Annotated in this window: 24 protein-coding genes and 1 pseudogene; 16 read left to right on the top strand and 9 right to left on the bottom strand. The window is 59.8% G+C overall.

Annotation, left to right across the window (positions count from 1 at the left end; genetic code table 11):
* Nucleotides 1–15: 15 nt before the first annotated feature.
* The gene (locus tag I6J26_RS00900; RefSeq protein ID WP_115024371.1) at nt 16–498 is read right to left on the bottom strand and encodes a DUF3817 domain-containing protein; all 483 of its coding nucleotides are present in this window, start codon (nt 496–498) and stop codon (nt 16–18) included.
* A gap of 105 nt (nt 499–603) precedes the next feature.
* Here I6J26_RS00900 and I6J26_RS00895 point away from each other — a divergent pair, with 105 nt between their 5' ends.
* Together I6J26_RS00895 and I6J26_RS00890 are read left to right on the top strand one after the other, a co-directional pair.
* Complete coding sequence (locus I6J26_RS00895; protein ID WP_115022390.1) at nt 604–1,470, top strand: acyl-CoA thioesterase; 867 nt, start codon at nt 604–606, stop codon at nt 1,468–1,470.
* A 113-nt stretch (nt 1,471–1,583) separates the two neighbouring features.
* Complete coding sequence (locus tag I6J26_RS00890; RefSeq protein WP_115022389.1) at nt 1,584–2,339, top strand: YebC/PmpR family DNA-binding transcriptional regulator; 756 nt, start codon at nt 1,584–1,586, stop codon at nt 2,337–2,339.
* A gap of 12 nt (nt 2,340–2,351) precedes the next feature.
* Here the strand turns inward: I6J26_RS00890 and I6J26_RS00885 are convergent, their stop codons facing one another.
* Entirely contained in the window at nt 2,352–3,050 is a 699-nt protein-coding gene (locus tag I6J26_RS00885) for a nitroreductase (protein ID WP_115022387.1), read from the bottom strand.
* Nucleotides 3,051–3,154: 104 nt separating this feature from the next.
* Between I6J26_RS00885 and ruvC the strand changes: the two genes are divergently transcribed.
* From ruvC to I6J26_RS00830, 11 genes are all read left to right on the top strand, one after another.
* A complete protein-coding gene (gene ruvC, locus I6J26_RS00880) occupies nt 3,155–3,769 on the top strand; it encodes a crossover junction endodeoxyribonuclease RuvC (protein ID WP_181815455.1) in 615 nt (204 codons plus the stop codon).
* Nucleotides 3,770–3,778: 9 nt separating this feature from the next.
* Nucleotides 3,779–4,384 carry a Holliday junction branch migration protein RuvA gene (ruvA, locus tag I6J26_RS00875; RefSeq protein WP_115022384.1) on the top strand — a complete coding sequence of 202 codons (606 nt, stop codon included), beginning with the start codon at nt 3,779–3,781 and terminating at the stop codon, nt 4,382–4,384.
* Nucleotides 4,385–4,397: 13 nt separating this feature from the next.
* A complete protein-coding gene (gene ruvB, locus I6J26_RS00870; protein ID WP_115022382.1) occupies nt 4,398–5,483 on the top strand; it encodes a Holliday junction branch migration DNA helicase RuvB in 1,086 nt (361 codons plus the stop codon).
* 39 nt (nt 5,484–5,522) lie between these two features.
* Nucleotides 5,523–5,855: a preprotein translocase subunit YajC gene (gene yajC / locus I6J26_RS00865; protein WP_115022379.1), complete on the top strand. Its 333-nt coding sequence runs from the start codon at nt 5,523–5,525 to the stop codon at nt 5,853–5,855.
* Between the two features lie 174 nt (nt 5,856–6,029).
* Nucleotides 6,030–7,925, top strand: a complete 1,896-nt coding sequence (gene secD, locus I6J26_RS00860; RefSeq protein WP_115022376.1) for a protein translocase subunit SecD — start codon at nt 6,030–6,032, stop codon at nt 7,923–7,925.
* Nucleotides 7,926–7,928: 3 nt separating this feature from the next.
* Nucleotides 7,929–9,059 (top strand): protein translocase subunit SecF, encoded by a 1,131-nt coding sequence (gene secF, locus I6J26_RS00855; RefSeq protein ID WP_115022374.1) that lies wholly within the window; start codon nt 7,929–7,931, stop codon nt 9,057–9,059.
* Nucleotides 9,060–9,062: 3 nt separating this feature from the next.
* A complete protein-coding gene (locus I6J26_RS00850; protein WP_115022372.1) occupies nt 9,063–10,676 on the top strand; it encodes an ABC transporter substrate-binding protein in 1,614 nt (537 codons plus the stop codon).
* Entirely contained in the window at nt 10,673–11,227 is a 555-nt protein-coding gene (locus I6J26_RS00845) for an adenine phosphoribosyltransferase (protein WP_115022369.1), read from the top strand. The genes I6J26_RS00850 and I6J26_RS00845 overlap by 4 nt, the downstream gene beginning before the upstream one ends.
* A gap of 34 nt (nt 11,228–11,261) precedes the next feature.
* Nucleotides 11,262–13,556, top strand: a complete 2,295-nt coding sequence (locus tag I6J26_RS00840; RefSeq protein ID WP_115022366.1) for a RelA/SpoT family protein — start codon at nt 11,262–11,264, stop codon at nt 13,554–13,556.
* 169 nt (nt 13,557–13,725) lie between these two features.
* A complete protein-coding gene (locus I6J26_RS00835) occupies nt 13,726–15,885 on the top strand; it encodes a bifunctional metallophosphatase/5'-nucleotidase (protein WP_115022362.1) in 2,160 nt (719 codons plus the stop codon).
* 178 nt (nt 15,886–16,063) lie between these two features.
* Entirely contained in the window at nt 16,064–16,615 is a 552-nt protein-coding gene (locus I6J26_RS00830) for a DUF421 domain-containing protein (protein ID WP_181815454.1), read from the top strand.
* Nucleotides 16,616–16,771: 156 nt separating this feature from the next.
* On the opposite strand, the gene I6J26_RS00825 is transcribed toward I6J26_RS00830, so the two are convergent.
* The 4 genes from I6J26_RS00825 to I6J26_RS00810 all read right to left on the bottom strand — a co-directional run bounded on the left by I6J26_RS00825 (nt 16,772) and on the right by I6J26_RS00810 (nt 19,861).
* A complete protein-coding gene (locus tag I6J26_RS00825) occupies nt 16,772–17,911 on the bottom strand; it encodes an HNH endonuclease signature motif containing protein (RefSeq protein ID WP_115022360.1) in 1,140 nt (379 codons plus the stop codon).
* Between the two features lie 94 nt (nt 17,912–18,005).
* Entirely contained in the window at nt 18,006–18,257 is a 252-nt protein-coding gene (locus tag I6J26_RS00820; RefSeq protein WP_039675689.1) for a hypothetical protein, read from the bottom strand.
* Nucleotides 18,258–18,295: 38 nt separating this feature from the next.
* On the bottom strand, nt 18,296–18,712 hold the full coding sequence (locus tag I6J26_RS00815) for a hypothetical protein (RefSeq protein WP_115022357.1): 417 nt from the start codon (nt 18,710–18,712) through the stop codon (nt 18,296–18,298).
* 288 nt (nt 18,713–19,000) lie between these two features.
* Nucleotides 19,001–19,861, bottom strand: coding sequence for a peptidylprolyl isomerase (locus I6J26_RS00810; protein ID WP_115024365.1), 861 nt, complete (start codon nt 19,859–19,861; stop codon nt 19,001–19,003).
* Nucleotides 19,862–19,963: 102 nt separating this feature from the next.
* Between I6J26_RS00810 and tpx the strand changes: the two genes are divergently transcribed.
* Genes tpx through hisS form a run of 3 tightly spaced genes read left to right on the top strand, consistent with a single transcriptional unit; the run spans nt 19,964 to nt 22,389 of the window.
* Complete coding sequence (gene tpx, locus I6J26_RS00805) at nt 19,964–20,461, top strand: thiol peroxidase (protein WP_115022354.1); 498 nt, start codon at nt 19,964–19,966, stop codon at nt 20,459–20,461.
* Nucleotides 20,462–21,106 (top strand): MBL fold metallo-hydrolase, encoded by a 645-nt coding sequence (locus I6J26_RS00800; RefSeq protein ID WP_115022351.1) that lies wholly within the window; start codon nt 20,462–20,464, stop codon nt 21,104–21,106.
* Nucleotides 21,107–21,111: 5 nt separating this feature from the next.
* Nucleotides 21,112–22,389: a histidine--tRNA ligase gene (gene hisS, locus I6J26_RS00795; RefSeq protein ID WP_115022349.1), complete on the top strand. Its 1,278-nt coding sequence runs from the start codon at nt 21,112–21,114 to the stop codon at nt 22,387–22,389.
* Here hisS and I6J26_RS00790 read toward each other — a convergent pair.
* The 3 genes and pseudogenes from I6J26_RS00790 to I6J26_RS00780 all read right to left on the bottom strand — a co-directional run.
* Nucleotides 22,386–23,795, bottom strand: a complete 1,410-nt coding sequence (locus tag I6J26_RS00790) for an L-serine ammonia-lyase (protein WP_115022347.1) — start codon at nt 23,793–23,795, stop codon at nt 22,386–22,388. The genes hisS and I6J26_RS00790 overlap by 4 nt on opposite strands.
* Before the next feature lie 68 nt (nt 23,796–23,863).
* The gene (locus I6J26_RS00785; protein WP_115022345.1) at nt 23,864–24,544 is read right to left on the bottom strand and encodes an FMN reductase; all 681 of its coding nucleotides are present in this window, start codon (nt 24,542–24,544) and stop codon (nt 23,864–23,866) included.
* A pseudogene (locus I6J26_RS00780) lies at nt 24,545–24,859 on the bottom strand (5,10-methylene tetrahydromethanopterin reductase); the annotation flags it as partial. It lies immediately after the preceding gene.
* Nucleotides 24,860–24,895: the final 36 nt, after the last annotated feature.

Raw genomic sequence — 24,895 nt, 5'->3', positions numbered from 1 at the left:
CATACGGCGGGAACTTTAACGATTGTTTTCAATGGCGGACTCGACGTCGACGGGTGGGCCCAGCACCAGCAGGATACTGAAAACTATGGCAACGACAATGAGGCCAATGATGGCGGTGCGCACGGGATGGCGCACGGCCTGTGCCAGAATCTTGTCGAAAAATCCCTGCGGTTGCGCATCATCGGCAAAACGCCACGGTCCATCAACTAAACCGCGCTTGGATACCCAGACGGCAAAGGGAAGCGCCGCAAATGGAATAACGGTGACTACCAAACCGAGGATGCCCACGCCGAGCGGCCAGCGGTTATTAATCCACACCAGGGCGGTCATGAGCAAGAAGCACAGGAAGCCAAAACCGTGGATTCCGCCCCCGAAGGGGGTAAGAGCCTCGGTGGTTCCGGAGTACTTGAGGATCATGGAGAAAATAAGCAGTGCCCATGTGAACATCTCGAGGTAGGCGGCCACGCGGTGCACGCTGTGTGGAGTAGTTGATGTCATGCGGAACATACTACGCACTCACGTCGAAGGAGTTGAACCCTGTGAGTAGGATGGGCGAGGTTAGCGTGGTGCGCGCCAAAACCAACAGATGAGGAGGATGACAGCATGGCATCGGTGGCACAGGCGGTCGATATTGAGCAGGTGGGTGAGGATACTTTCCGCAGCCCTGTTGTGCCTTCCCGCATTGAGCGCACCTTTGGAGGTCAGACTATGGCGCAGGCACTTCACGCCGCGCAGCGCACCGTCGAGGGCAAGTTGGCCCATTCGCTGCACTGCTACTTCGTGGGGCCGGGGGACTCCAGCCAGCCGGCTACTCTGCGCGTCGAACGGGTGCGCGATGGCCGCTCCTTTGCCACCCGGCACGTGCGCGTTTTTCAAGACGAGCGCCTTATCTTCGTTCTCATCGCCAGCTTTCACAAGGATGGCGATACTGGTCCGGAGCACCAGGATCCAATGCCGGTAGTGCCCGCGCCGGAGACGATTAAGGAGTCACCGTATGCCACCCGCATCATTTTGAAGGAGTGGGAGGACTGGGACGTGCGCCTCGTTCCGGAGGAGGGACGTGACCCCACCGCTGCGGAGACGACGGGCGCCGGATTTCGGAATATTTGGTTCCGTAACACGGGAGCCATGCTTGCCGACGCCCCCTCCCAAGCCCTCCACCAGTCCGCACTGCTCTACATGTCTGATATGACGCTTATCCGCTCTGCGCTCTTACCGCACCAGGGCGACCGCATTCAGCTGGCCAGCCTCGATCACTCCCTGTGGTTCCTGCGCCCAGTGCGTGCGGATGAATGGATGCTTTACTCCCAATCGTCACCTTCGGCTCAGAGCGGTACTGGATTGGCACAGGGCAAAATTTTCAACCAACGCGGCGAATTACTTGCCTTAGCTATGCAAGAAGGGTTGACTCGCAGGATGCGTGAGGACGTCAGCGGCTCTACGGCAAATGGTAATTGGCAGAATGTGTAAGTCGGCCGCGTACGTCGACACCGTATTGATGCCTGGGGCACCCCTAGTAATGCCGGCGGCGGCGGACCCGTATAATTGCACCAGTTTCATACATCCACATCGAAAGGGATGACATGTCAGGCCACTCCAAATGGGCAACTACCAAGCATAAAAAAGCGGCTAACGATGCCAAACGTGGCAAGGAGTTTGCCAAGCTGATTAAGAACATCGAGGTCGCGGCACGCACCGGCGGCGGCGATCCTGCGGCTAACCCGACCCTCGATGACATGATCAAGAAGGCCAAGAAGGCCTCTGTTCCTAACGACAACATCGAGCGCGCCCGCAAGCGCGGCTCCGGCGAAGAAGCCGGCGGCGCTGATTGGGAAAATGTCATGTACGAGGGCTATGGGCCCAATGGTGTGGCCATGCTAATCGAGTGCCTGACGGATAACCGCAACCGTGCGGCGACTGAGGTGCGCACTGCGATGTCCAAGAACGGCGGCAACCTAGGCGAGTCGGGCTCTGTGGCCTACATGTTCTCGCGCACCGGCCTCGTCTTCGTAGAGAAGGGCGAGCAGAGCGAGGATGACATTCTCCTCGCCGTACTGGAAGCCGGCGCCGAAGAAGTCAAGGACAACGGCGAGAAGTTCGAGATTACCTGCGCCCCGGGTGATATTCCGGCTGTGCGCGAGGCTCTCGGAGAAGCCGATATTGAGGTCGATGACACCGATACCGACTTCCGCGCCTCTGTTGAGGTGCCGCTGCAGGCAGACGATGCGCGCAAGATCTTCCGCCTCATTGACGCGCTCGAGGACTCCGACGATGTCCAGAACGTGTACACGAACATGGACTTGAGCGACGAAGTCCTCGCTGAGCTCGACGCCGATTAACCTCGGCGCTGACTACTTCTTCAACTCCAGGCTGTCGATGCCGTGCACCGTCACGGTTTCGGACAGGGGTGCGCGGCCTGGATTGGTGTTGAAGACCGGGCTGGTCTCATCGGCCTTACCGAAGGTAAGGGCTGTGACCAGCTTCTGGTCCTCATCCACGCCGAGGAACTCGCGGACGGTGGGCGCGAGCAAAGACACCATTCCTTGCGGTACGCCGTGGTAGCCGTGTGCGGCCAGGGAAAGCAGGAAGTTTTCCGCGTAAGTTCCCTGATCGAAGGAAGCGCGGATGCGGTCGCCCAGGGGAGGGATAAACAGCAACGCGATGTGGGGCGCGCCGAAGAATCGGAGATTCTCCCTCACGAATTCTGTACGGCCCTCGGCGTCCTCGCGTGAGATTCCTAAGAGGCCGTACATTTTTGCAGCCAACTGCTGGGAGCGCTGTGGGTGAATGCCTTCACCGTAGTCAATGGTGAAATCCGGGTTGAGGCCGTTGGTATCGAACTCCTTAATGAGCGCCGCGCTCAACTCCTTGAGTTTCTCGCCACCAACGAGATGGACGTTCCACGGCTGGGTATTGGAGTTGGAGGGGGCCGATTGGGCGTCGATAAGCACCTGCTCAATGACCTCAGCCGGGAGAGGCTCCGGCAAGAAAGCGCGCGGGGAGTGGCGGGAGCGGATGAAATCGGACAATTCTTGTGCATGTGTTGACATGCGGGCCACTGTACGCTTTTCAGGCATGAGAACGAACCGCGGTGGAGGGTCTAGAACACGTGTGTGTACACTAGCTCGTGGTAGCACACGTTAAGGAGGCCGCGGTGAACTTGGAAGGCTTGCGCGTTATGGGCATTGACCCGGGTCTAACGCGCTGCGGTCTGTCCGTTGTCCAAGCGGGACGTGGGCGCGCAGTTATCCCCATTGCTGTGGGGGTTGTGCGCACGCCAAGCGATAAGGATTTGGGAGAGCGTCTCCAGCGCCTGTCAGTGGCCGTGCGAGAGTGGATGGATGACTATCAGCCGCAGGTGGTCGCTCTCGAGCGCGTATTCGAACGCGGTGAAGTCTCCACTGTTATGCAGACTGCTCATGCAGTGGGGGTTCTCGTCCTAGCGGCGGCCGAGCGAGACATCCCCGTGCACATGTACACCCCGTCGGAGGTGAAGAAAGCTGTGTCCGGAAACGGGCGAGCGGACAAGAAGCAGATGACGGCGATGATTACCCGTATCCTGGGGCTAAGTGAAGCACCAAAACCGGCGGACGCGGCCGATGCTTTGGCGCTAGCGGTGTGCCACTGTTGGCGCGCCCCGGCATTAGCGTGGGTAAATGGCAGTGATCCCAGCGCCGGGGTAGGTGCTGGCGCGCGCACCAGCGGGGTACGGGGAAGCTCGCCCCGCACTGCATCTGTCTCCCGTACACCCTCAACCACTATGAAGTAAGGAAAAGCCATGATCGCATCGCTGCGCGGAACCGTCCTTGACATTCAGCTTGATCACGTCGTGATTGAGTGTGCTGGCGTGGGCTATAAGGTGCTGGCCACCCCAACGACGTTGGGGACCCTCCAGCGTGGGGAAGAATCCCACGTGATGACAACGCTGGTGGTCAAGGAAGATTCCATGACACTCTATGGCTTTACCAGTACTGATGATCGCGATATGTTCCATGTCCTGCAGACGGTATCTGGCCTGGGGCCGAAGCTCGCGCTGGCGGCCTTGTCGGTGATGGGAGCTGGGGATTTGGCGCAGGCCATTGCGGGAGAGGAGGCCGCGCGCTTGCAAAAGATTCCCGGCGTGGGCAAGCGAATGGCGCAACGCCTCGTGCTGGAGCTCAAGGATAAGGTGTCGGGTTTTGCGTCGGCGCTTTCCGACGTCCCACCGGCCACCCCCGCCGCCACCGGACCCGTCGTGGACGATGTTGTCGAAGCCCTGGTGGGCCTTGGTTTTACCGACAAGGCCGCCCGTCCGATTGTGGAAGCCGTGGCCGCGGAGCAGCCTGATGCGGCGACGCCGGTTGTGTTACGTGCTGCGCTGAGCCAGCTGGGCGCGAAGAAGTAGGGGAGCGGCTGCCATGTCTGATGTCGAACGTACTGAATTCAAGCTCCCTGACGGTATGAATCTGTCCACCCCGCCGCAGCGCAACCAGGATGTCGATGCGGCCGAGCAGCAGGGGGAGCACGATATTGAACGCTCGCTGCGCCCGAAGTCTCTTGACGAGTTCATCGGCCAGCCTAAGGTGCGCGAACAGCTGTCGCTCGTGCTGAACGGTGCGAAGAACCGCGGGGTAACTCCGGACCACGTGCTGCTTTCTGGGCCGCCGGGTCTGGGCAAGACGACGATGGCGATGATCATTGCCCAGGAACTGGGCACCTCCTTGCGCATGACGTCCGGCCCGGCGTTGGAACGTGCCGGTGACTTGGCAGCGATGCTGTCGAATTTGATGGAAGGCGATGTCCTTTTTATCGATGAGATCCACCGCATCGCGCGGCCCGCAGAGGAAATGCTCTACATGGCCATGGAGGATTTCCGCATTGATGTCATCGTGGGCAAGGGCCCCGGTGCGACATCGATTCCGCTGGAGATCCCTCCCTTCACCTTGGTAGGTGCCACAACACGTGCCGGTATGCTCACCGGCCCGTTGCGTGACCGCTTCGGCTTTACCGCACAGATGGAGTACTACGACACCGCGGATTTGACCAAGGTCATTACGCGCGCGGCGACCATCCTTGATGTCGACATTGATCCGGATGCCGCCGTGGAGATTGGCTCTCGCTCTCGTGGTACCCCGCGCATTGCGAACCGCTTGCTTCGCCGCGTGCGTGACTATGCCGAGGTGAACGGCGACGGTCATATCGATGTCGCGGCGGCGCAGGGAGCGCTGAAGGTCTTCGATGTAGATGAGCGCGGCCTCGATCGGCTCGACCGTGCCGTCCTCGAAGCCCTCATCAAAGGCCACGGCGGCGGGCCCGTCGGCGTTAATACCTTGGCTATCGCGGTGGGTGAGGAGCCTTCCACCGTGGAGGAGGTCTGCGAGCCTTATCTCGTACGCGCTGGAATGGTGTCCCGCACTGGACGCGGCCGTGTTGCCACTACAGCGGCATGGCAGCATCTTGGCCTCGAGGCGCCAGACGGAGCGCTCGGCGGCGGGCTGTTTTAATTGGCCCGGCAGGTATGGTTTCTGGCACACTAGCCACTTATGAATGGTACCCAAGTAGTTCTTCTTCTCGTCCTCGCTGTCCTCGTCATCTTGCCGAGCTTCATGACCATGCGCGCACAGCGCAAGCGGCAAAACCAGATGAAGGAGCTGCAGTCTTCCCTGACCCCCGGTCAGAACATCGTTACTGCAGGCGGCCTGCACGGGACGGTCGTCGCGAAGCATGGCGAGCAGATTGATGTGCGTGTCAAGGACGGCACCGTCATGACCTTCGACACCATGGCGATTGTGCGTTCTGCCGATGTCGCCGATGGAGTAGCGGAGGCCGATACGACGGCCGACGACGACAATGACGAGCGCTTTCCCAAGCTCTAAATTTAGTTGCTCTGGTCACATCGCAGGCGGCTCACCTTAAGCCTGTTAAGGAAAACAGCAATCCATGACGTACGATGATGGACTGTGCTTTAGTCATGGCGCCGGGTGACCCCCGTGCATCAACGCCATGACCTTTGAGTTTTAGCCCTGTTCCTCACAACACAGGAGATCTTTGTGTCCGCATCGAAACGTGGTGGTGTCAACACCAGCCAACGGCAATGGCCCAAGCGCGCGCTGGCGCTCTTCGCGCTCATTGTCATCGTGATTTATGCCCTCATCTTCTTGACCGGCAACAAGTCGGCCACACCTAAGTTGGGTATTGACCTGCAGGGCGGTACCCGAGTGACTTTGGTGCCCCAGGGTGAGGAACCAACCCAAGAGCAGCTGCAGCAAGCGCGCACCATTTTGGAGCAGCGCGTGAACGGCATGGGTGTTTCCGGCTCTGAGGTCGTGATTAACGGCTCCACCTTGGTCATTACCGTGCCGGGTGAGGATGCCTCCCAAGCCCAGGCAGTGGGCCAGACCTCCCAACTTCTCTTCCGTCCGGTAGGCGAGCAGCCGATGCCGGACCTGGGGAAGCTGGAGAAGACGATGACGGACATGGCCAATCGCTGGGTCAAGTACGGCATTTCTACCCCGGAGCATGCCAATGAGGCGCTGGCGTCCATCCACGAGGCACTCAACTCCGCAAACGACCCTGCCGCAGAGGGCGAGGACGCTAAGAAAAAGGACGATAAGAAGTCCAAGGCTCCTACCGTGACTGAGAAGCCGCTGCCGGAGCCGGCAAACTCCGTCGAGGAGACCGAGCGCCGCGAAAAGGTCAACGACGTGCTCCTCAAGGACCGTCAGTCGGAGGACCCCACCGCGCAGACTGCGGCGCTGGGCCTGATGTCCTGTGACGCCGAGACGGACCCGCTGGCTGGAACCGATGACCCGGCCAAGCCGCTCGTGGCCTGTGACTACTCTAATCAGCAGCCCTACCTGTTGAACCCCGCCCCGCTTCTCGACGGCATCACGGATCCCAACGGCACCCGCCTGACCGGTAACGAGATTGATACGGACGCACCTATTACTGGTGGTCTGAACCCGCAGACCGGTCAGATGGAGATCGGCTTTGCCTTCAAGACGGGTACTGGCCCTAACGGTTCCCAAACCTGGGCCACCCTGACTCAGGAGAACCTGCACAAGCAGATCGCCATTACTCTAGACTCCGCTGTGATTTCTGCTCCGGTTATTCAGGGCCCCACCCCGGTGGGCTCAGCTACTTCCATTACTGGTGACTTCAGCCAGGAGGAAGCCCAGAGTCTCGCGAACAACCTGCGCTACGGTGCGCTGCCACTGTCCTTTACCGGTGCCAATGGTGAGCCCGGCGGAACGGTCGAAACCGTGCCGCCCTCACTCGGCAAGGCCGCACTCAAGGCGGCCCTGATCGCTGGCATCGTCGGCTTCATTCTCGTGGCGGCCTATGCCATCTACTACTTCCGCGCGCTGTCCTGGGTGTCGCTCTTCCTGCTTGTCGTTACCGGCGTGCTGACCTACGGCGCCTTGGTGCTCCTGGGCCGCTGGATTGGTTACTCCCTGGATCTATCCGGCATGGCTGGTCTGGTTATCGGTATTGGTGCAACGGCCGACTCCTTCGTGGTCTACTACGAACGCATCAAGGATGAGTTGCTGGAAGGCCGCACGTTCCGTTCCGCTACCCGTACCGCGTGGGAGCGTTCGCGCTCGACGATTGTTACCGGTAATGCCGTAACGCTCATCGGTGCGGTCGTGGTCTACTTCCTGGCTATCGGCGAGGTTAAGGGCTTCGCCTTTACGATGGGTCTGACCACCGTCTTCGACCTCCTCGTGTCCTTCCTGGTCATGGCGCCGATCATGCAGATCGTCGGCCGCCGCCCGGTTTATGCGAAGCCCTCCATGAATGGCCTGGGCGGCATCTACAACCTGGTGGAGGAACGCCGGGAGCGTGGCTACTACGCCAAGAAGGCGGACAAGGACGAAACTAGCGCTGCGGATGCTCAGGGGAGCGTCGCCAAGCCAATTGCGACTGCTACGGACGAGGAGAAATAAACCATGGCTGTCGATACCACCACCCGCAAGATTTCCCGCATGGACCGCCTCTACGAGGACGAGGGCGGATTCGATTTCGTTGGTCGCTCCAAGACCTGGTACACCATCGCTGGTGTCTTACTCATCGCCTCGATTCTGGCGATTGCCATCCGCGGCTTTACCCTGTCCCTCGACTTCGAGGGCGGGACCAAGCTCACCATGCCGGCAGGTGACCTCACCACCGAGCAGGTTGAAGAGACCTTCACCGAAGCCACTGGCATCGAGCCAGAGCTGGTCCAGATTGTCGGCGCGGGTTCCTCCGAGACCCTCGAGGTCACTTCGGAGCGCCTCTCCGCAGAAGAGGTGAACCAGGCGCGCCAAGCCATCTTTGAAAAATTCCAGGTCGAAGATGAGAACGGCACGCCTAGCCCCGATGCAATTGGTTCCTCCACTGTTTCGGAATCCTGGGGCTCATCGATTACCCAGCGCATGATCATTGCCATGCTCGTCTTTTTCGTCGTGGCGACCATCTACGTGGCTGTGCGCTTGCAGCGCGATATGGCTTTTGCCGCTATTCTCGCGCTCATCTTTGACGGTGTCTTTATCGCCGGTATTTACGCTCTCTTTGGTTTCGAGGTCTCCCCGGCGGTCATCATTGGTCTGCTGACCGTGCTGACCTTCTCCCTCTATGACTCCGTCATCGTCTTTGACAAGGTGGATGAGAATACAACCGGCCTCGAAGGCCAGCGCTCTAAGACCTATTCCGAGCTCACCAACCTGGCCATTAACCAGACGGTGATGCGCTCAATCTCGACGTCCGTGATTTCCGCGCTGCCCATCATCGCACTTTTCATCGTCGCTATCTGGTTGATGGGTATCGGTACGTTGCGCGACCTCGCGCTGATTCAGTTCATTGGTGTCATCGAGGGCATTTTCTCCTCCATCTTCTTTGCAACGACCTTGCTGGTGACCCTGGCCAACAAGCGGAAGAGCGTGAAGAAGCACAACGAGGTTGTCGCAGCCTACCGCGCGGAGGGCTCGCGCGTCTCTGACGCTTCCGGGGAGAAACCTCTTCGCACCGTGGCGTCGCCAGCAGCGGCATCGCAGCCCCGTACTGAGGAGTCTGGCGGCGTCTCGTGGCGCCCCGGGCGCTAAATCATGCGTCGCTCACTTGGGGCGGCACTGCTGGCAGTAGCGGTAACCGCCTCCGCATGCGGGGAAGACCGGGACGCCGCGCTTGACGACGTCCCCCCAACCCCCTCCTTCGGCCTTCTCACCGATGCGCGCCTAGCCAGCACGAACGCGGCAACGCCATGGGGTGATGCTACGGGCGCCCCGCAGATTGCTAGCCGTATGTATCCGGCGATGTACGTCCCTGGGCCCGCCGGACAAATGGTCCCGAACTCGGATCTGATCCACGCTGAGTATTACCCCTCGGATGCAGAGCACCCAGGTGCGCACGTAGATTTTAAGATCACGGACCAGGCGAAATTTGCTGATGGTATTCCGGTCACCTGCGACGATTTTTTGTTGTCGTACACCGCGGGCCTACTCAGCCAAACCTTTGAGTCCCACCTGCCCTTGGTAGCGGATATCGCCGCGATGGAGTGCGCGCCGGAGTCAAAGGAGTTCACGGTATGGTTCAACCCTGATTCTGGTTCGCGCTGGCGTTATCTTTTTGGCCCCGGCACCGTTCTTCCTGCACATGCGATTGCGCACCGCTCGGGGATGAGCGTGGAGGAACTCAACGCAGCATTGCACGCCCAGGATCCGTCGATGCTTGAGGACGTGGCCCAGACCTGGCGCGAAGGTTTTTCCACCGAACCCGGACACTTTGACCCCGAGCTGCAGGTATCCTTTGGCCCTTACGTCATTGACCGCGTGGAAGACTCGGGCGCCATCGTGTTGAAGGCCAATGACTCCTACTATGGCGACAAGCCGGAACTCGACGAGGTCGTGGTCTGGCCCGATACTACTGACGCTTCCGCGCTTGTCGAGTCCGAAGAACTGCGCGTTGCCGAATCCCACCTCAAGGAACCTTCCTGGTTGGACCGCAATGCCGAAGGTAATCCCTTCGACGTCACCCCGGTAGTCGGGACCCTTACCGATACCTTCACTTTCTCCGACGCTGGACTCTTTTCCCAGCCGTGGGCTCGTCAGGCTTTCGCTGCTTGCGTGGACACCGAGCGTTTGGCGGATGCCGCCAGTCGCCAGTCTGGCGTGGAGGTTCCCGCGGTCCATGTTCGCACCGTACCGCACGATGATCCGGTGGCGGCGCAGATGGCGTCGATAAGCAGGGTGCCCATTGAGCCAGCGGTAGCAAGCGGCCTGGCAGGCACGACCATCGGCGTGGGGTACTTGGCGCCCAATCCACGCTACGAGGCCATGCTGGAGGAATTGCGTGCTGTGTGCGAGCCCTCCGGAATCACCATCGAGGATCGCTCCGGAGATCGCGTCACCCGAGCGAATCTTGCCGCTGACCCCACCACGGGGCTTGCTGGCATCGATGTCTATTTAGGGCCTGTGGACCCGCTTCGTGAATACTCCGCCCCAACTTCCAGCGTGAAGAACTCTCGTGCGTTGCGCGAGCTGGAGCAACAGCTTTGGGAGGACCTGCCGTCGATCCCGGTATCTGCACAGCCCCGGAGTTTCATCGTTGACCGCGCTGTCACGGGCGTGGTGCCCTACACTGGCCCTGCCGGCATCGGGTGGAATCTCGATCGCTGGAGTGATACCCGTAACCAAGAAACCGAAGCAAAGGAAGAGTCGTGAGCGAGATTTACGCCGCAGCAGCACAAGCCTTAAAAGACAAGGTTCGCCTGGTCCAAGACTTCCCGGAGGAAGGCATCCTCTTCGAGGATCTAACCCCGGTTCTGGCGGACGCTGCGTCTTTTACTGCCGTGGTCGATGGCTTGGCGGAAGCCTGCAAAGAGCTCGGCGCCGACATGGTCGGCGGATTGGATGCACGTGGCTTCTTGCTTGGTTCTGCCGTGGCATACAAGCTCGAGATGGGAATCTTGGCTATCCGCAAGAAGGGCAAGTTGCCGCCGCCGGTGCTCACTCAGGAGTATGAGCTGGAGTACGGTTCAGCGGCCCTGGAGATTCCGGATAGTGGTATTGACATTAAAGGCAAGCGCATCGTGCTTGTCGACGACGTCCTCGCCACCGGCGGCACCTTATACGGCGCCAAGCTGCTTCTTGAAGCCGCAGGGGCAGAGGTTGCGGGCAACGTCGTTGTGCTTGAAGTCAATGGGCTGCAGGGACGCCAACGCCTCGAAGGAACACCCTTGGTTGTGCTGAACCAAATGGGGGCTGCGGACTAAGCTTGTATGCCTAAGCTACTGTGCGGAGGCATACATGACTGAAAAGCAGGACAAGGCTGTATGGCGGCCAAGCGGCGTGCGCGGTATGTCCGCACGTCTAGCGCGGTCGTTGACCGGCGGACGGGTCAAGATCAATCCGGCGCTGGACCCGTTGATGTCGATTCACCGGGAGTTTCACCCGAAGGCGGATGCTGAGCTTCTCAACAATGCCTATCGGACGGCCGAGCGCTTGCATGAGGGCGTATTCCGCAAGTCTGGGGAGCCTTACATCACCCACCCGTTGGCCGTGGCAACGATTGCTGCGGAGATCGGCATGGATACCACCACGGTGGCCGCGGCGCTGCTCCACGACACCGTGGAGGACACGGATTACTCCTTGGAGGATCTCACTCGGGACTTTGGCCCGGAGGTCGCCAGGCTTGTCGACGGTGTCACGAAACTCGACAAAGTTGCCCTCGGCGCGGCCGCGGAGGCAGAGACGATTCGTAAAATGATTGTCGCGATGGCCACGGACCCTCGGGTGCTCGTCATCAAGGTGTGCGATCGTCTCCATAACATGCGCACTATGCGCTTTCTTCCGCCGGAGAAGCAGGCCAAGAAGGCGCGCCAAACCCTAGACGTCATTGCGCCTTTGGCTCACCGCCTGGGTATGGCGAGCGTGAAATGGGAGCTGGAAGATCTCGCTTTCGCCATCCTGTATCCCAAGAAGTATGACGAGATTGTCCGCATGGTGGCGGACCGTGCCCCTTCGCGGGATCGTGCGCTCAAAGAAATCAGGGCTCAGGTAGGCCAAGCACTCAAGGATAACGGCATTGAGGCCGAGGTCATGGGCCGCCCGAAGCATTACTGGTCGATTTACCAGAAGATGATCGTGCGCGGCCGTGACTTTGCTGAGATCTTCGACCTCGTGGGTATCCGCATCTTGGTCGACGATATTAATTCCTGCTATGCCGCCATCGGTGTTGTCCACTCGCTTTACCAGGCGCTTCCGGGACGCTTCAAGGACTATATTTCCTCACCGCGCTTCGGCGTGTATCAGTCACTACACACCACGGTGATTGCAGCAGGCGGCTCCACTCTGGAAGTCCAGGTGCGCACGCATGAAATGCACTACAACGCTGAGTTCGGTGTGGCAGCGCACTGGCGCTACAAAGAAACCAAAGGGAAGAACTCCGGCCACCAAGAAGAAGTGGACCAGATGGCGTGGATGCGTCAGCTGCTTGATTGGCAGAAGGAAGCCGCCGACCCCAACGAGTTCCTCGACTCGCTGCGCTATGACCTGACCGCCAAGCAAATTTTTGCCTTTACCCCCAAGGGCGACGTGGTAAATCTTCCGGCCGGTTCCACTCCCGTTGACTTCGCCTACGCGGTGCACACGGAGGTGGGGCACAGGTGTATCGGCGCTAAAGTCAATGGCAAACTGGTTGCCCTCGAATCCGAGCTCAAATCCGGTGACAAAGTAGAGATTTTTACCTCCAAGGACCCGAATGCGGGCCCGTCACGCGACTGGCAAGATTTCCTCGTCTCCCCGCGTGCGAAAACGAAGGTCCGACAGTGGTTTGCCAAAGAACGCCGCGAGGAGCACCTCGAGGCCGGCCGTGACGCACTCGCAGCAGAGGTCCAGCGTGGGGGCCTGCCCATGCACCGCCTGTTTACTGCTAGCTCTATGAAGCAGGTAGCTGAGCAGTTGCACTACCCAGACGTCGATGCGCTCTACACCGCGATTGGTGCCGGGCATGTCTCTGCGCAGCACGTGGCCAATCAGCTCATGGCGCTCTTCGGCGACCAGGACGATGCCGTTGATGCCTTGGCTTCCCGCACTCCGCTCAGCGAGATTGAGAACTCCCGCGCACAGCACACCAAGGACTCCGCCACGGGTACGGGCATCCTCGTAGAAGGCAGCCCGGATGTCATGGCGAAGCTGGCTAAGTGCTGCCAGCCTGTCCCGGGCGACGCCATCTTCGGCTTTGTTACCCGCGGCGGGGGAGTCTCCGTCCATCGCGCCGATTGCACGAACGCCGAAAAGCTCAAGTCCGAGCCGGAACGCATGATGACGGTGGAGTGGGCAGGCGGCCCCAAGTCTTCGGGAGCTTTCTCCGCCACTCTTCAGCTCGAGGCCCTCGACCGTCAAGGTCTGCTGTTCGAGCTCACCCGCATCTTTAGTGAGCAGAGCCTTAACGTGTTGTCCATGACCTCAAACCGGGGCGACGACCATATCGCCACCGTTCGCTTTACCTTCTCCGTTTCTGATACCAAGCAGCTCGGCCAGCTCATGACCACGCTGCGCAATACCGAAGGCGTCTTTGACGTTTACCGCGTAACCGCATAGGTCTCTACCCCCGTCAGGGGGTCGAGCTTAAACCCTTGCTGTCCCCTGGGTAACGCGTGGATGAATGTTGAGTGAAGGGGCTGGTGGAGGCGTCGGGAAGCACTGCGTTGTTGTGACCGATGCGTTATAAACACGAGAGTAAGATTCCTCTCATACCCAGGAGACTCTCGTGAATTTCCGTCGTTTTGGTCAGCTACTGGCCGCCACCACCGTTACCGCCGTTGCCGTCTCTGGCGCGCCTGCGTTCGCCGCTGAGGCCGACCAGGTGACCATTTCCGTCACCAACTTCACTGACTTCCACGGCCACCTCGAGCTGGCTGAGAAGTTTGACAAGGACACTAAGGAATTGAGCGGTTACACCGAGATGGGCGCTGCCCGCATGGCTGCCCTCATCAAGTACGTCAACAAAGACCAGGAGTACGCTCTGACGTCCTCCGGTGACAACGTGGGCGGCTCCGCTTTCGTATCGGCTATTTCTGAGGATAAGTACACCAACAAGGCCCTCAACACCATGAACCTCGATGTCACTGCCGTGGGTAACCACGAGTTCGACAAGGGCACTGAGGACCTGATGGACCGCATCGTCAAGGAGTCTGAGTTCCCGATTATCGGTGCGAACGTGACCAAAGACGGCAAGCCTCTCCTCAAGCCTTCCTTCGTGAAGGAAGTCGATGGCGTGAAGATCGGCTTCGTCGGCACCGTCACTGAGAACACCAAGTTCAAGGTATCCGCCGCCGCCATTCCGGGCATTGAGTTCACCGACCCAGTTAAGGCTACGAATGAGGAAGCCACCCGTCTGAAGGAATCCGGCGAGGCCGACGTTGTTGTCGCACTCATGCACGAGGACGCACAGCAGTTTGCAGAGGACTTCAACAAGGACGTCGACCTGCTTTTCGGCGGCGACACCCACGTGAAGACCCAGGGCGAGGTCGCCCGTGAGGGCGCACTGCCGCTGTACTGGGCACAGGGCTACGAGTACGGCAAGGTGCTTAACGACGCCGACATCACCTTCGACAAGGCTGAGAAGAAGATCACCAAGGTCGATCTCACCCAGTACGACGTTGCGGATGCAGAGACCTTTGAACTTCTCCAGGGGCTGAAGGATGATGCAGAGGTTGCCTCTGTTGTCGCCGAGGCCAAGAAGGTAGCTGACGAAGAGGGCTCCAAGACCGCTGGCACCACTGAAAAGGCAATGTACCGCGGTTCTAACGATGGTGAAGATACTGGTACCAACCGCGGCGTGGAGTCCACCCTCAACAACTTCATTGCTGATGGTCAGCGCTACGCTATGTCGAAGCAGACCAACAAGGAAATCGACCTTGGCGTCATGAATGCCGGTGGTGTTCGCGCTGACCTCAAGGAAGGCGACGTCACCTACAAGGACATCTTCGCCGTCCAGCCTTTCGGCAACTCCGTCATCACGGCTGAGGTTAGCGGTGAAGACTTCATCAAGGCTCTGGAGAATCAGTGGAAGCCGGGTCAGTCCCGCCCGCGCCTGGCTTTGGGCCTGTCCAGCAATGTTTCCGTGGTCTATGACCAGAAGGCTGAGCAGGGCAAGCGCGTCAAGTCTGTCACTATCGACGGCGAGCCTATCGACCCGAAGAAGAACTACAGCGTTGCTCTGTCTTCCTTCCTTGCTTCGAGCGATACTGAGGAAGGCGGTGACGGTTTCTTCGTGCCGGGTTCCATCAAGAACCGTAACGACGTCGGTTACATGGATACCCAGGCCATGATTGACTACATCGCTTCTGGCGAGTCGAAGGTGCGCACCGGCCAGGGCCAGATTGGTGCCCACATTTCCGGTGAGCTGAAGGCTGGCGAGGAAATCACCATCGACCTGTCCTCCCTCAACTACTCCAATGAGGAGGAGCCGCAGGCGAAGAAGGTTACCGTTGCTCTCGGTGATGCAAAGGTTGAGGCTGACATCGACAACGCTGCTCAGGAAGGCGACAAGAGCTTCGGTGAGCGCGGCCGCGCGACCGTCAAGCTCACTCTTCCGGAGGGCCTCGAGGGCGACCAGAAGCTGACCATCACCACCGATGCCGGCACCGAGGCTGTTCTTCCGATCACCCTGGAGGGCAAGTCTGAGGACAAGCCGTCTGAGACCCCGGCGCCGACGACTGAGCCGACCGTTGACCCGAAGCCGTCCAAGGACACCAGCTCCAAGTTCGATGGTTCTTCCTTCGGCCTAGGCCTGGGACTGGGCATCACCGCCGCTGTTGCAGCTGCTATCGCGACCGCCCTGGCTACCGTGGGCTTCGCTGCCACTGCACTTCCGGCCCCGATTCAGCAGATGATTGAGCAGCTGCGCAAGCAGTTCAACATCTAGTTCAGAGTTCTTTTTAAAGCCCACACTGTGAACTGCTCCCCACTAGTCAGTAACTGATTTTTCAGTCCAACTAATGGGGAGCAGCTCACTTTTGGTGTGGGCTTTTTCCATGGGCAATTGACAGGAAAAGGTAAGGTAGAGCGTCGTGGAGACCTTGAGGCTTTTTGGACGCGAAGCGATGTACCAGCTCGGTATCGAACCTCACCGCATACCCGTGGTGATGTTCGCGACCCTCGGCATCTACCTAGCATTCATGATTTTGGTCAAGCTCTTTGGCAGCCGTGTGCTCACATCGATGACGGCGTCGGATGCAGTGATCATTATTATGTTCGGCGCGGTCGCTGGCCGCGTGATTATCGGTAACCCGCCGACACTTGCGGCTGGCATCATCGGCCTTTTCACCCTCATGCTGCTCGAAGCGGCTTTCGGCACTTTCCGGCAGTTCGTCACATGGTCAAAGTTCATTGACCGTCGCCCTGTTCTACTGGTCTATAAGGGGGAACTGCAGGAAGACAACATGGTCTTCGCCCACATCACGGAGCGAGACGTTAATTCGGCGGTGCGCAAAGCCGGGCTTGGCCGCCGCAACGACGTACAGCTGATGATCCTGGAACCCACAGGACACATTTCAGTCATTCGACGAGGCCAGCTCGTCGACGCCTCTGTATTCAAAGACGTACTCGGTTCCGAGCGCATCGAAGAAGTCGAGGAAGACGGCTCCAAAAACTAGGACAGCTTCCGACAACGCCGACTCACCCGTCAACCTTCTTCTGGTTGGCGGGTTTCGTCGTCTCTGCATTTGCCTGTTTAGGTGCAGGATCGCCGGTGTGCCCGCTGACCGTGGTGTGGTCGGCGGGGTTCATCGTTGCGGCGCGGGCGCGAAGCTTCAGCTTGCACCCGGCGGGTCGGGCGGCTGGCCTGTTCCTGGCGGCGGGTCGGGTGGTTGGCCTGTGGCTTGTCCTGTTGTTTGTTCGGCGGCGAGTCTGGTTGTGGCTTCTTGGTATTCAGGCATGGCGGTGATCGGCACACCCCAGGGTGGGATGTAGCTCACCCCGGTATTGAGCCGGAACATGTAGCCACGCCCGGTGGGGCGTTTGGGGTCATCGTCGTTAATTCCGTTGTGGTAGGCGCACAGAAAGGTGAGGTTCTTGAGGTTGGTAAAACCTCCGGCCTGCCAGGGGATGAGGTGGTGGACTTCGCAGTAATCAGCGGGTTTGTTGCAGCCGGGCCTAGAGCAGGTTTGGAATTCAGCTGCCAGGCTGATGCGTTGTTTCCAGCTGGCATGCCGCTGAATCCTATAAGAGTTAACCGGTCCCTCTAAAGGGTGGATGAGGGTGGCGTAGCCAATCTCAGCAAACTTGTAGGCCAAAAAGTCTGCGCCGGTCATGCGTGCGCCGTTGGTGAGGTTAAGTTCTATTTCCTCCCCATCCCCATTAATAATTTGGTCAAGCTCGTTGAGGGTGACAACGACTTGAGCATGTACGGCAGGTTTGGTGCCAATACCACCGGTGACAATGACGGTGCGGGCAGCATCAAGCAGGTTTGTTTTATTAACGGATTCTAGGGTGCCTCTGATGTCGGCGATGACGGTGGGGGTGTCGGTGATGGTGATGGAGTTGGGTCCCTTAGAGCGGTAGGTGAAGCGTACCCCGGGTTTAGCCACACGTTTGGCACGAAGCTCCTTCAAACGCTTGGTGGCGACCTGGCGGATTTTGTGGGCGGGGGTGCTGGCAAGCTTGATGCGTAGGTTCCAGGCATCGAGGTCTTTTTTCACGCGTGCGGTGTAGGACTCGATCAGGGTGAGAATGCTAAGGCTATGTTGTTGTGCCACCGCGTAGGCGCGTGCTTTGCGTTGTTTGCCGGTGAAGCGAGTTTGCCCGAAGTAGGTGCGGTGAAGGTGGGCGAGTTCTGTGGCGTCGGCTGGGTCGGCGCCGAGCGCGCGGAGCTCATCGGGTGAGCTGGATGCTTGTTCCACTAGCGCGATCCCCGAGTTGCGGTAGTGGAAGTAGGTTTCTAATACCCCCATGGCCACGAAGCTTAAAACAGGCCCACCAACCCCGCAACTCGAAAACGAAAAAAATCCCCCGCGCGCAGCGGGGGGGGATTAAAGGCTTAAGGCCTTACTTGCCAGCCAGCTTGTCGCCGAGACGCATTGCATCATCCATGGCGCCAATGATGGAGGTCAGGACCTTGATCCACTCGCGGATCTCCTTCGGGCTTACGTTGCCCTCGTCGTCGGAGGAAAGAGCGAAGAAAGCTGCGGAGGAACCGTCCTGCTCAGCCGGAGCAGCGGTGGCAACAGCGGTGCCGGAGAAAGCGATGGTTGCAGCGGTAGCAGCAGCAACGATGGACTTACGGGAGAAGAACTTCATGATGGAGTGTCCTATCTTTATCGAGCGGGAGGAAGAAACTACTTGGCCTTCGGGCCGAAGTACTTGGTGTAGAACGCAAAGACAGTGCCGAGGGCGCCGATGATGGCGGTGAAAACGGCGATCCAGTCGCGGATCTCCTTCGGCTCCATCTCAGAGATGGAGGAACCCTCATCCTCGGAGGAAGAGGAAGACTCGTCCTTCTTGTTGTCCTCGGACTCGTTCTCCTTGGAGTCGTTCTCCTTGGACTCGTCCTTCTTGTTGTCCTCGGACTCGTTGTCGGAGATAGTGATCGTGTCGTCCTCGGAGGTGGTGTTGTCCTCGGAGGTGGTGTTCTCGGTAGCGGTGGAGTTGGTCTCCTCGGTGGTGGTCTCAGCGGAAGCAACGGACACGCCAGCCAGGGAAACGGTAGCTGCGGTAGCGGCGGCTACGAGGGCCTTACGGGAGAAGAACTTCATTCTCGTTCCTTTTATATCTCGGGAATTTCAAAGACCTCACAGATGCTACTGAGACTAGAGTTGATATGCAAGAGATTTGTCAAAAAGTTCTTCACCCTGTGAATCAACTGCCCGCATGATGTGAGCTGGGCTTTCCAATTGGGCCCGGAACAGCTTAGGTTAATGCGAGGTAAAGGAACAGCTCAAGGCTAAGAAATTCTCAGAAGAGAAATGATACTGCCTTTAACAAAGGAGAACCCCCGCTCACAACCTGGGAGCGGGGGTTAATCACCGTATCGGGGGTAAAGGCTAGCTTTCGATGGTGGCCTTGGTGATGCGAACCTCTTCAGCCGGTTGGCCGTCTCCGGCGCCATCCTTGACGCCCTTTGCAGCAATGGCGTCGATAGTCTTCTGGCCCTTGGCGGTGAGGTTACCGAAGTACGTGTAGGCAGGTGGCAACTCAGAGTCCTTGTAGTTAATGAAGAACTGGGAGCCGTTGGTATCTGGACCAGCGTTAGCCATGGCGAGGGAGCCCTTCGGGTAGAGGGCCATCTTGCCGAGGGCTTCGTCGTCAGCCTCATCAGTCGGGTACTCGTTGGCGAACTGGAAACCAGGGCCGCCAGAACCCTGGCCGGTCGGGTCGCCACACTGCAGGACAAAGATTCCACCATCGGTCATGCGGTGGCACACGGTGTCGTCGTAGTACTCAGCCGAAATCATGTCCGTAATAGCGTTGACAGTACAGGGAGCCAGGGAACGATCGAGGGTCATCTCAATGTCGCCTTGCTTGGTAGCAAAGTTAACGGTGACCTCGCCCTTGGCCGGAATGTTCTTGCCCTTCGGGATGGCGACCTCGCGGGAAGCATCGCCAGCTTCCGGGTATTCACAGGTCACGGTTTCGTCGAGCGGCTTCTCGCGCTTGCCGGTCAGCGCCTCAGCAGTAGGGGCCTCAGATGTAGTTTCAGCAGCCGAGGTCTCCTGCGCTTGGATCTCTTCCTCATCACCCGTACGCGTGGCAAGGAACCAGATTCCGCCGACGAGGGCGATAATGACTACGGCCGCAGCAAACACAACGCCCAACGGGCGGGTCTTTTGCTTGCGGTCGCGGGACTTCAGCTCGCGATCGAGCTGGTTGAGCGCATCATCTAGGCGCTGGCTGTTGGTAGGCACCGTTGTTTCCTCCACAGGGGTCTGATTTTTCGACTTACTCATCTTAACCTCACGAGCGTTCTTCATGGCGCGCCGCCCCACCTGTCAGTACCCTTGGGTGCCATGACTACTGTTAATTTTAAGAACGAACCTACTCAGACCAATGGGGCGCTGCCGAAGGTCAGCGAGCCTCTGCCAGATTTCACCCTCGTTGGCACTGACTTGGAAGAGGTCTCCAAGGCTGACTTCGCTGGCAAGCGCTTGGTGGTCTCGTGTTTCCCGTCCCTGGACACGGGTGTGTGTGCGGCGCAGCTGCGTACCTTCAACGAGAAGGCTGCCGGTTTGGACAACACCGTAGTCCTGTCTGTCTCCCGCGACCTGCCCTTTGCTCAGGAGCGTTTCTGCGCGGCTGAAGGCATCGAGAACGTGGTGAGCGCGTCGGATTTCCGTTCTGACTTTGCTGACAAGCTCGGGTTGGTTTTGGAAGGCTCCCCGCTCAAGGGGCTGTTTGCTCGCGCGGTCATCGTGACCGATGAGGAGCACAACGTGGTCTACACCGAGCTCGTTCCGGAGGTCACCACCGAACCGGACTATGACGCCGCGTTGGCTGCTCTAAAGTAGATGACGACCCCGGAAGTATTCGGCTTCGCCGCGGGCCCATACAAGACCAACACGTACGTGGTGTCCCATGGCTCCCGAGCCTTCATCGTGGACCCTGGCATGCATACCCACGATCGCCTCGTGCAGCTGGCGGGGGAGAAGGGCCTAGAGTATGAGGCCGTCGTTCTTACCCATGGTCACATTGACCACACGAGGGATGCAGCAGAATTCGATCTGCCGGTGTACATCCACCCGGATGACGCCTTCATGCTTGTCGACGGCTCCGGGGTATCCCCCCAATCCCAAGTGCTGTTCGACTGCGCTTCGATGAAGCAGGTCGCCGAGCGCCGCGACCTTATTGGCGGTGAGACGCTGACCTTGGCTGGCCTGGACTTCAGCCTTGTCCACGCACCAGGGCACTCGCCTGGATGCATCATGCTGGTGGGCGACGAGGTTGCACTGACCGGTGATGTTCTCTTTAAAGGCTCGATTGGCCGCACGGACTTGCCGCACTCAGATCCTGCGGCGATGCAGCGTTCGTTGCGCGGGCCGGTGTGGGGACTCGATGATTCGCTGGCAATACTCCCTGGCCATGGGCCGACGTCGACGATGCGTCGTGAGCGCGCGACCAATCCGTTTCTCATCGCGGCGGGGGATGTACTCTAAAGGGCGTGAGTGATAAGAAGCAGTTCAAAGCCCTGTCCGCGCCCAAGGGCGTGCCGGACTACGTCCCGCCGCAATCGGCCACCTTTGCCAAGGTGCGTGAGACCTTCGTGCATCAGGCCCACCTGTCCGGCTTCCAGCACATCGAGCTCCCCGTCTTCGAGGACACGTCCTTGTTTGCCCGCGGCGTGGGCGAATCCACGGACGTGGTCTCGAAGGAGATGTACACCTTTGCTGACCGCGGAGACCGTTCCGTCACCCTGCGCCCAGAAGGAACGGCAGGTGTCATGCGCGCGGTCATCGAGCACAACCTAGATCGTGGCCAGCTTCCGGTAAAGCTCAATTACTTTGGCCCCTTCTTTCGCTATGAGCGCCCGCAGGCCGGCCGCTACCGCCAGCTACAGCAGGTGGGTGTGGAGGCTATCGGCGTGGATGATCCCACCTTGGATGCGGAAATTATTGCGCTGGCGGATCGGTCCTACCGCAGCTTGGGCTTGAGCCAGTTCCGCTTGGAGCTGACCAGCTTGGGTGACCACGAGTGCCGCCCGGCTTACCGCGAGAAACTGCAGGACTTCCTTTTCAAGCTGGACCTGGATGATGAAACCAAGGCGCGGGCGGAGCTCAATCCACTGCGCGTGCTCGATGACAAGCGCCCCGAGGTCCAAGAGCAGCTTGTCGACGCCCCCCTCATGCTTGACCACCTCAATTCCGAGTGCCGTGAGCACTTTGAGACGGTGACGGGCCTGCTCGATGATATGGGCGTTGCCTACACTATTAACCCGCGGATGGTGCGCGGCCTGGATTACTACACCAAGACGTGCTTCGAGTTCGTGCACGATGGTTTGGGTGCGCAGTCGGGAATCGGCGGTGGCGGCCGCTACGACGGGCTCATGGCACAGCTGGGCGGTCAGGAGCTGTCGGGCATTGGCTACGGCCTCGGCGTCGACCGCACGGTGCTAGCGCTTGAGGCTGAGGGGATTTCGCTGGAGGGCGTCGACGAGCGCGTGGCCGTCTACGGGGTGGCCATGGGTGCGGCGGCCAAGCAGAAGATGGCCGTCATCATCAATGACCTGCGTAAGGCAGGCATCTCCGCTGACATGTCCTTCGGCGACCGCGGCCTGAAGGGCGCGATGAAAGGTGCGGACCGCGCCAACGCACGCTTCGCCCTTGTCCTCGGAGACCAGGAGCTCGAGGCTGGCACCGTGGCCCTCAAGGACTTGGCCGCGCATGAGCAGCGCGACGTGCCAGTGGGGGACGTCGTCAAGCAGCTGCGTGAGTTGGTTTAACACTCCACCTGGGAGACAGTGAAACCCATCGTCTTGGCCAAGCCTCCGAGCGAGGTCTCCTTGTACTTGGAGAGCATGTCGCGGCCGGTCTCGGCCATGGTGTGCACAGCGTTGTCGAGGGTGACGTAGTGCGTGCCTTCACCCATGCGGGCGAGACGCGCGGCGTTGATGGCCTTGACCGCGCCAATGGCGTTGCGTTCGATGCAGGGAATCTGCACGAGGCCGCCGACTGGGTCGCAGGTCAAGCCGAGGTTATGCTCAAGCGCGATTTCGGCGGCATTCTCTACCTGTGCCGGGGTTGCGCCAAGGAGCTCGGCCATGCCGGCCGCCGCCATGGAGGACGCGGAACCGACCTCGCCCTGACAGCCGACTTCTGCGCCGGAGATGGAGGCATTGGACTTAATGATGATGCCGATAGCCCCCGCGGTGAGCAGGTAGCGGCGGGCATCAGCGCGGGTAAAGTCGGGCTGGAAGTCGCGGGCGTAGTGCAACACAGCTGGGATAATGCCGCAGGCGCCGTTGGTCGGGGCGGTGATGACGCGGCCCCCGGCGGCGTTTTGCTCGTTGACAGCGAGCGCGTAGAGGTTGACCCATTCCATCGCGGAAAAACCGCAGGATTCATCGTCCTGCTTGGCCAAAAGCTGTTGATATATACGCGGCGCACGGCGGTTGACGCGCAGGCCACCAGGCAAAATTCCCTTGGTGGAGATCCCCTCGGTCACGCATTGGCGCATGATGTCCCAGACGAGGTCGAGATGCTCGTAGACGTAATCCAACCCGCCCTCGTCGCGGTGGAGAACAGCCTCGTTGGCAGCAACGATCTCCCAAATGGCCTTGTCATGGGCTTCACACAGATGCAGCAGGTGCTCGCCGGACTGGAACTCATAGGGAACCGTGTCCTCGGCGGAAGCCGCGGCGACGCCTGCGGGCACACCGGTGTCCGTCTTAAGCTGGGCATCGAATTCTTCGCGGGACAGGATGAAGCCGCCGCCGACGGAGAAGTATTCTGCGTTCTCTGCAAGAACCGAGCCGTTGTCGTCCCAGGCTGTAAAGATGAGGCAGTTCGGGTGCTCGGGTACCGGCTCGTTGTTGAATTCGATGCTGTACTGCACTCCACCTGTGGGTCCAGCGACGGTGCCTTCAGTAGGGATGAAGGCGTCGGCGCGTGGTTCGGCGTCGAGCGGTACGCTGAGCGGTTCCCAGCCAGCCAAACCGAGGATGACGGCGCGGTCGGTGGCGTGGCCGCGGCCGGTAGCGGAAAGGGAACCGCGTAGCACTGTGTGGACCTTCGCCGGGTGCTGATCGAGTGTTTCGAGAAAGGCCTTCGCGGCACGCATGGGGCCCACAGTGTGTGAGGAGGAGGGGCCGATTCCAATAGAGAAAATATCGGTCACGCTAATAGTCATGGAGACCTCCTTAGGTGGCTTTCAATAAGTATCGATTCACGATAGTACCGAGTACCGTGGCCGACTGCTTAGCCCGGTTGGCCGTTGTGGTCAGCCAGGAGCGCGCGGAATCCCGTCGGATCGGAGTCACTCCCGGACGCTGTGTCGGTGCCGGTTTCTGCCCGGGATTTCTCACCCAGCGGACCTGCCAGGCCAGCGACACGGTCGCGGGGGCGAACCATTAAGTCGGCTAACTCGCGCGCGGCCCGTTTAATGCGTTGCTCGGTGCGCGCACCTTCCGCAGTGCCGTAGTCCTCCGTGGCGTGAAAAACGCCAGTCGGCACCACCGTGGCGTGCAGATAATTGAGGAGTGGGCGCAGGGCGTAGTCCAACACCAGCGCATGCCGGCTGGAGCCGCCCGTCGCAGCGATGAGGGTAGGCAGACCGTTGAGAGCGTGCGGCTCCAACGTATCGAAGAACATCTTGAACAGGCCTGAATAGCTGCCTTGGAAGACGGGGCTCACGGCGATGAGACCATCTGCCTGCATTACTGCGGATTGTGCCGCCTCGAGGTGGGGAGTAGGCGAGCCCCAGTTGGTCATCGAGTCAGCTAATTCTCCGGCCAGCTCACGCACCTCCACCACCGTCACGTCCACGCCCTCGCCGCGGGCGGTGACTTGGGAGGAGGTGGCGGCGGAGAGGGCGTCGGCAAGCGCGCGCGTCGTAGAAGGTGAGGACAAACCTGCCGTGACGACAACCAATGAACGCACCTATTTCTCCTCTCCTGGGCTGATCAGTGCATGCGGCGCGTAGGAAGCGAGCGCGCCGTGCGTCGGCGGATCAGAAGGTACATGATCCGGGCGGCGCTGCTCAAAGCGGCGGCGCAGCTCCGGAACCACCTGTTCTACCGTGCCCACCGTCAGCAGGGTCTGCGCAGTGAACTCTTCCAGCGAAGGTCCGTGACCATTGACTGGGGCGTTGTCGAAGTAGGGGCGGAAGAAGTCCTTGGCGTCCTGCTCCGTGCAGCCAATAAAGACCTGCCCACCCAGGCCCACAATCGCCTGGTCTGCCCGGCCATGGCCATAGAAAAGATCACTGCGCCCGCCAGCCTGGTGCTGGAG

This window comes from Corynebacterium minutissimum (genome assembly GCF_016889765.1).
Taxonomy (GTDB): Bacteria; Actinomycetota; Actinomycetes; order Mycobacteriales; family Mycobacteriaceae; genus Corynebacterium; species Corynebacterium minutissimum_B.
Note: the sequence above shows the minus strand (reverse complement) of the source record. Positions and strands in the feature narration are given on the sequence as shown.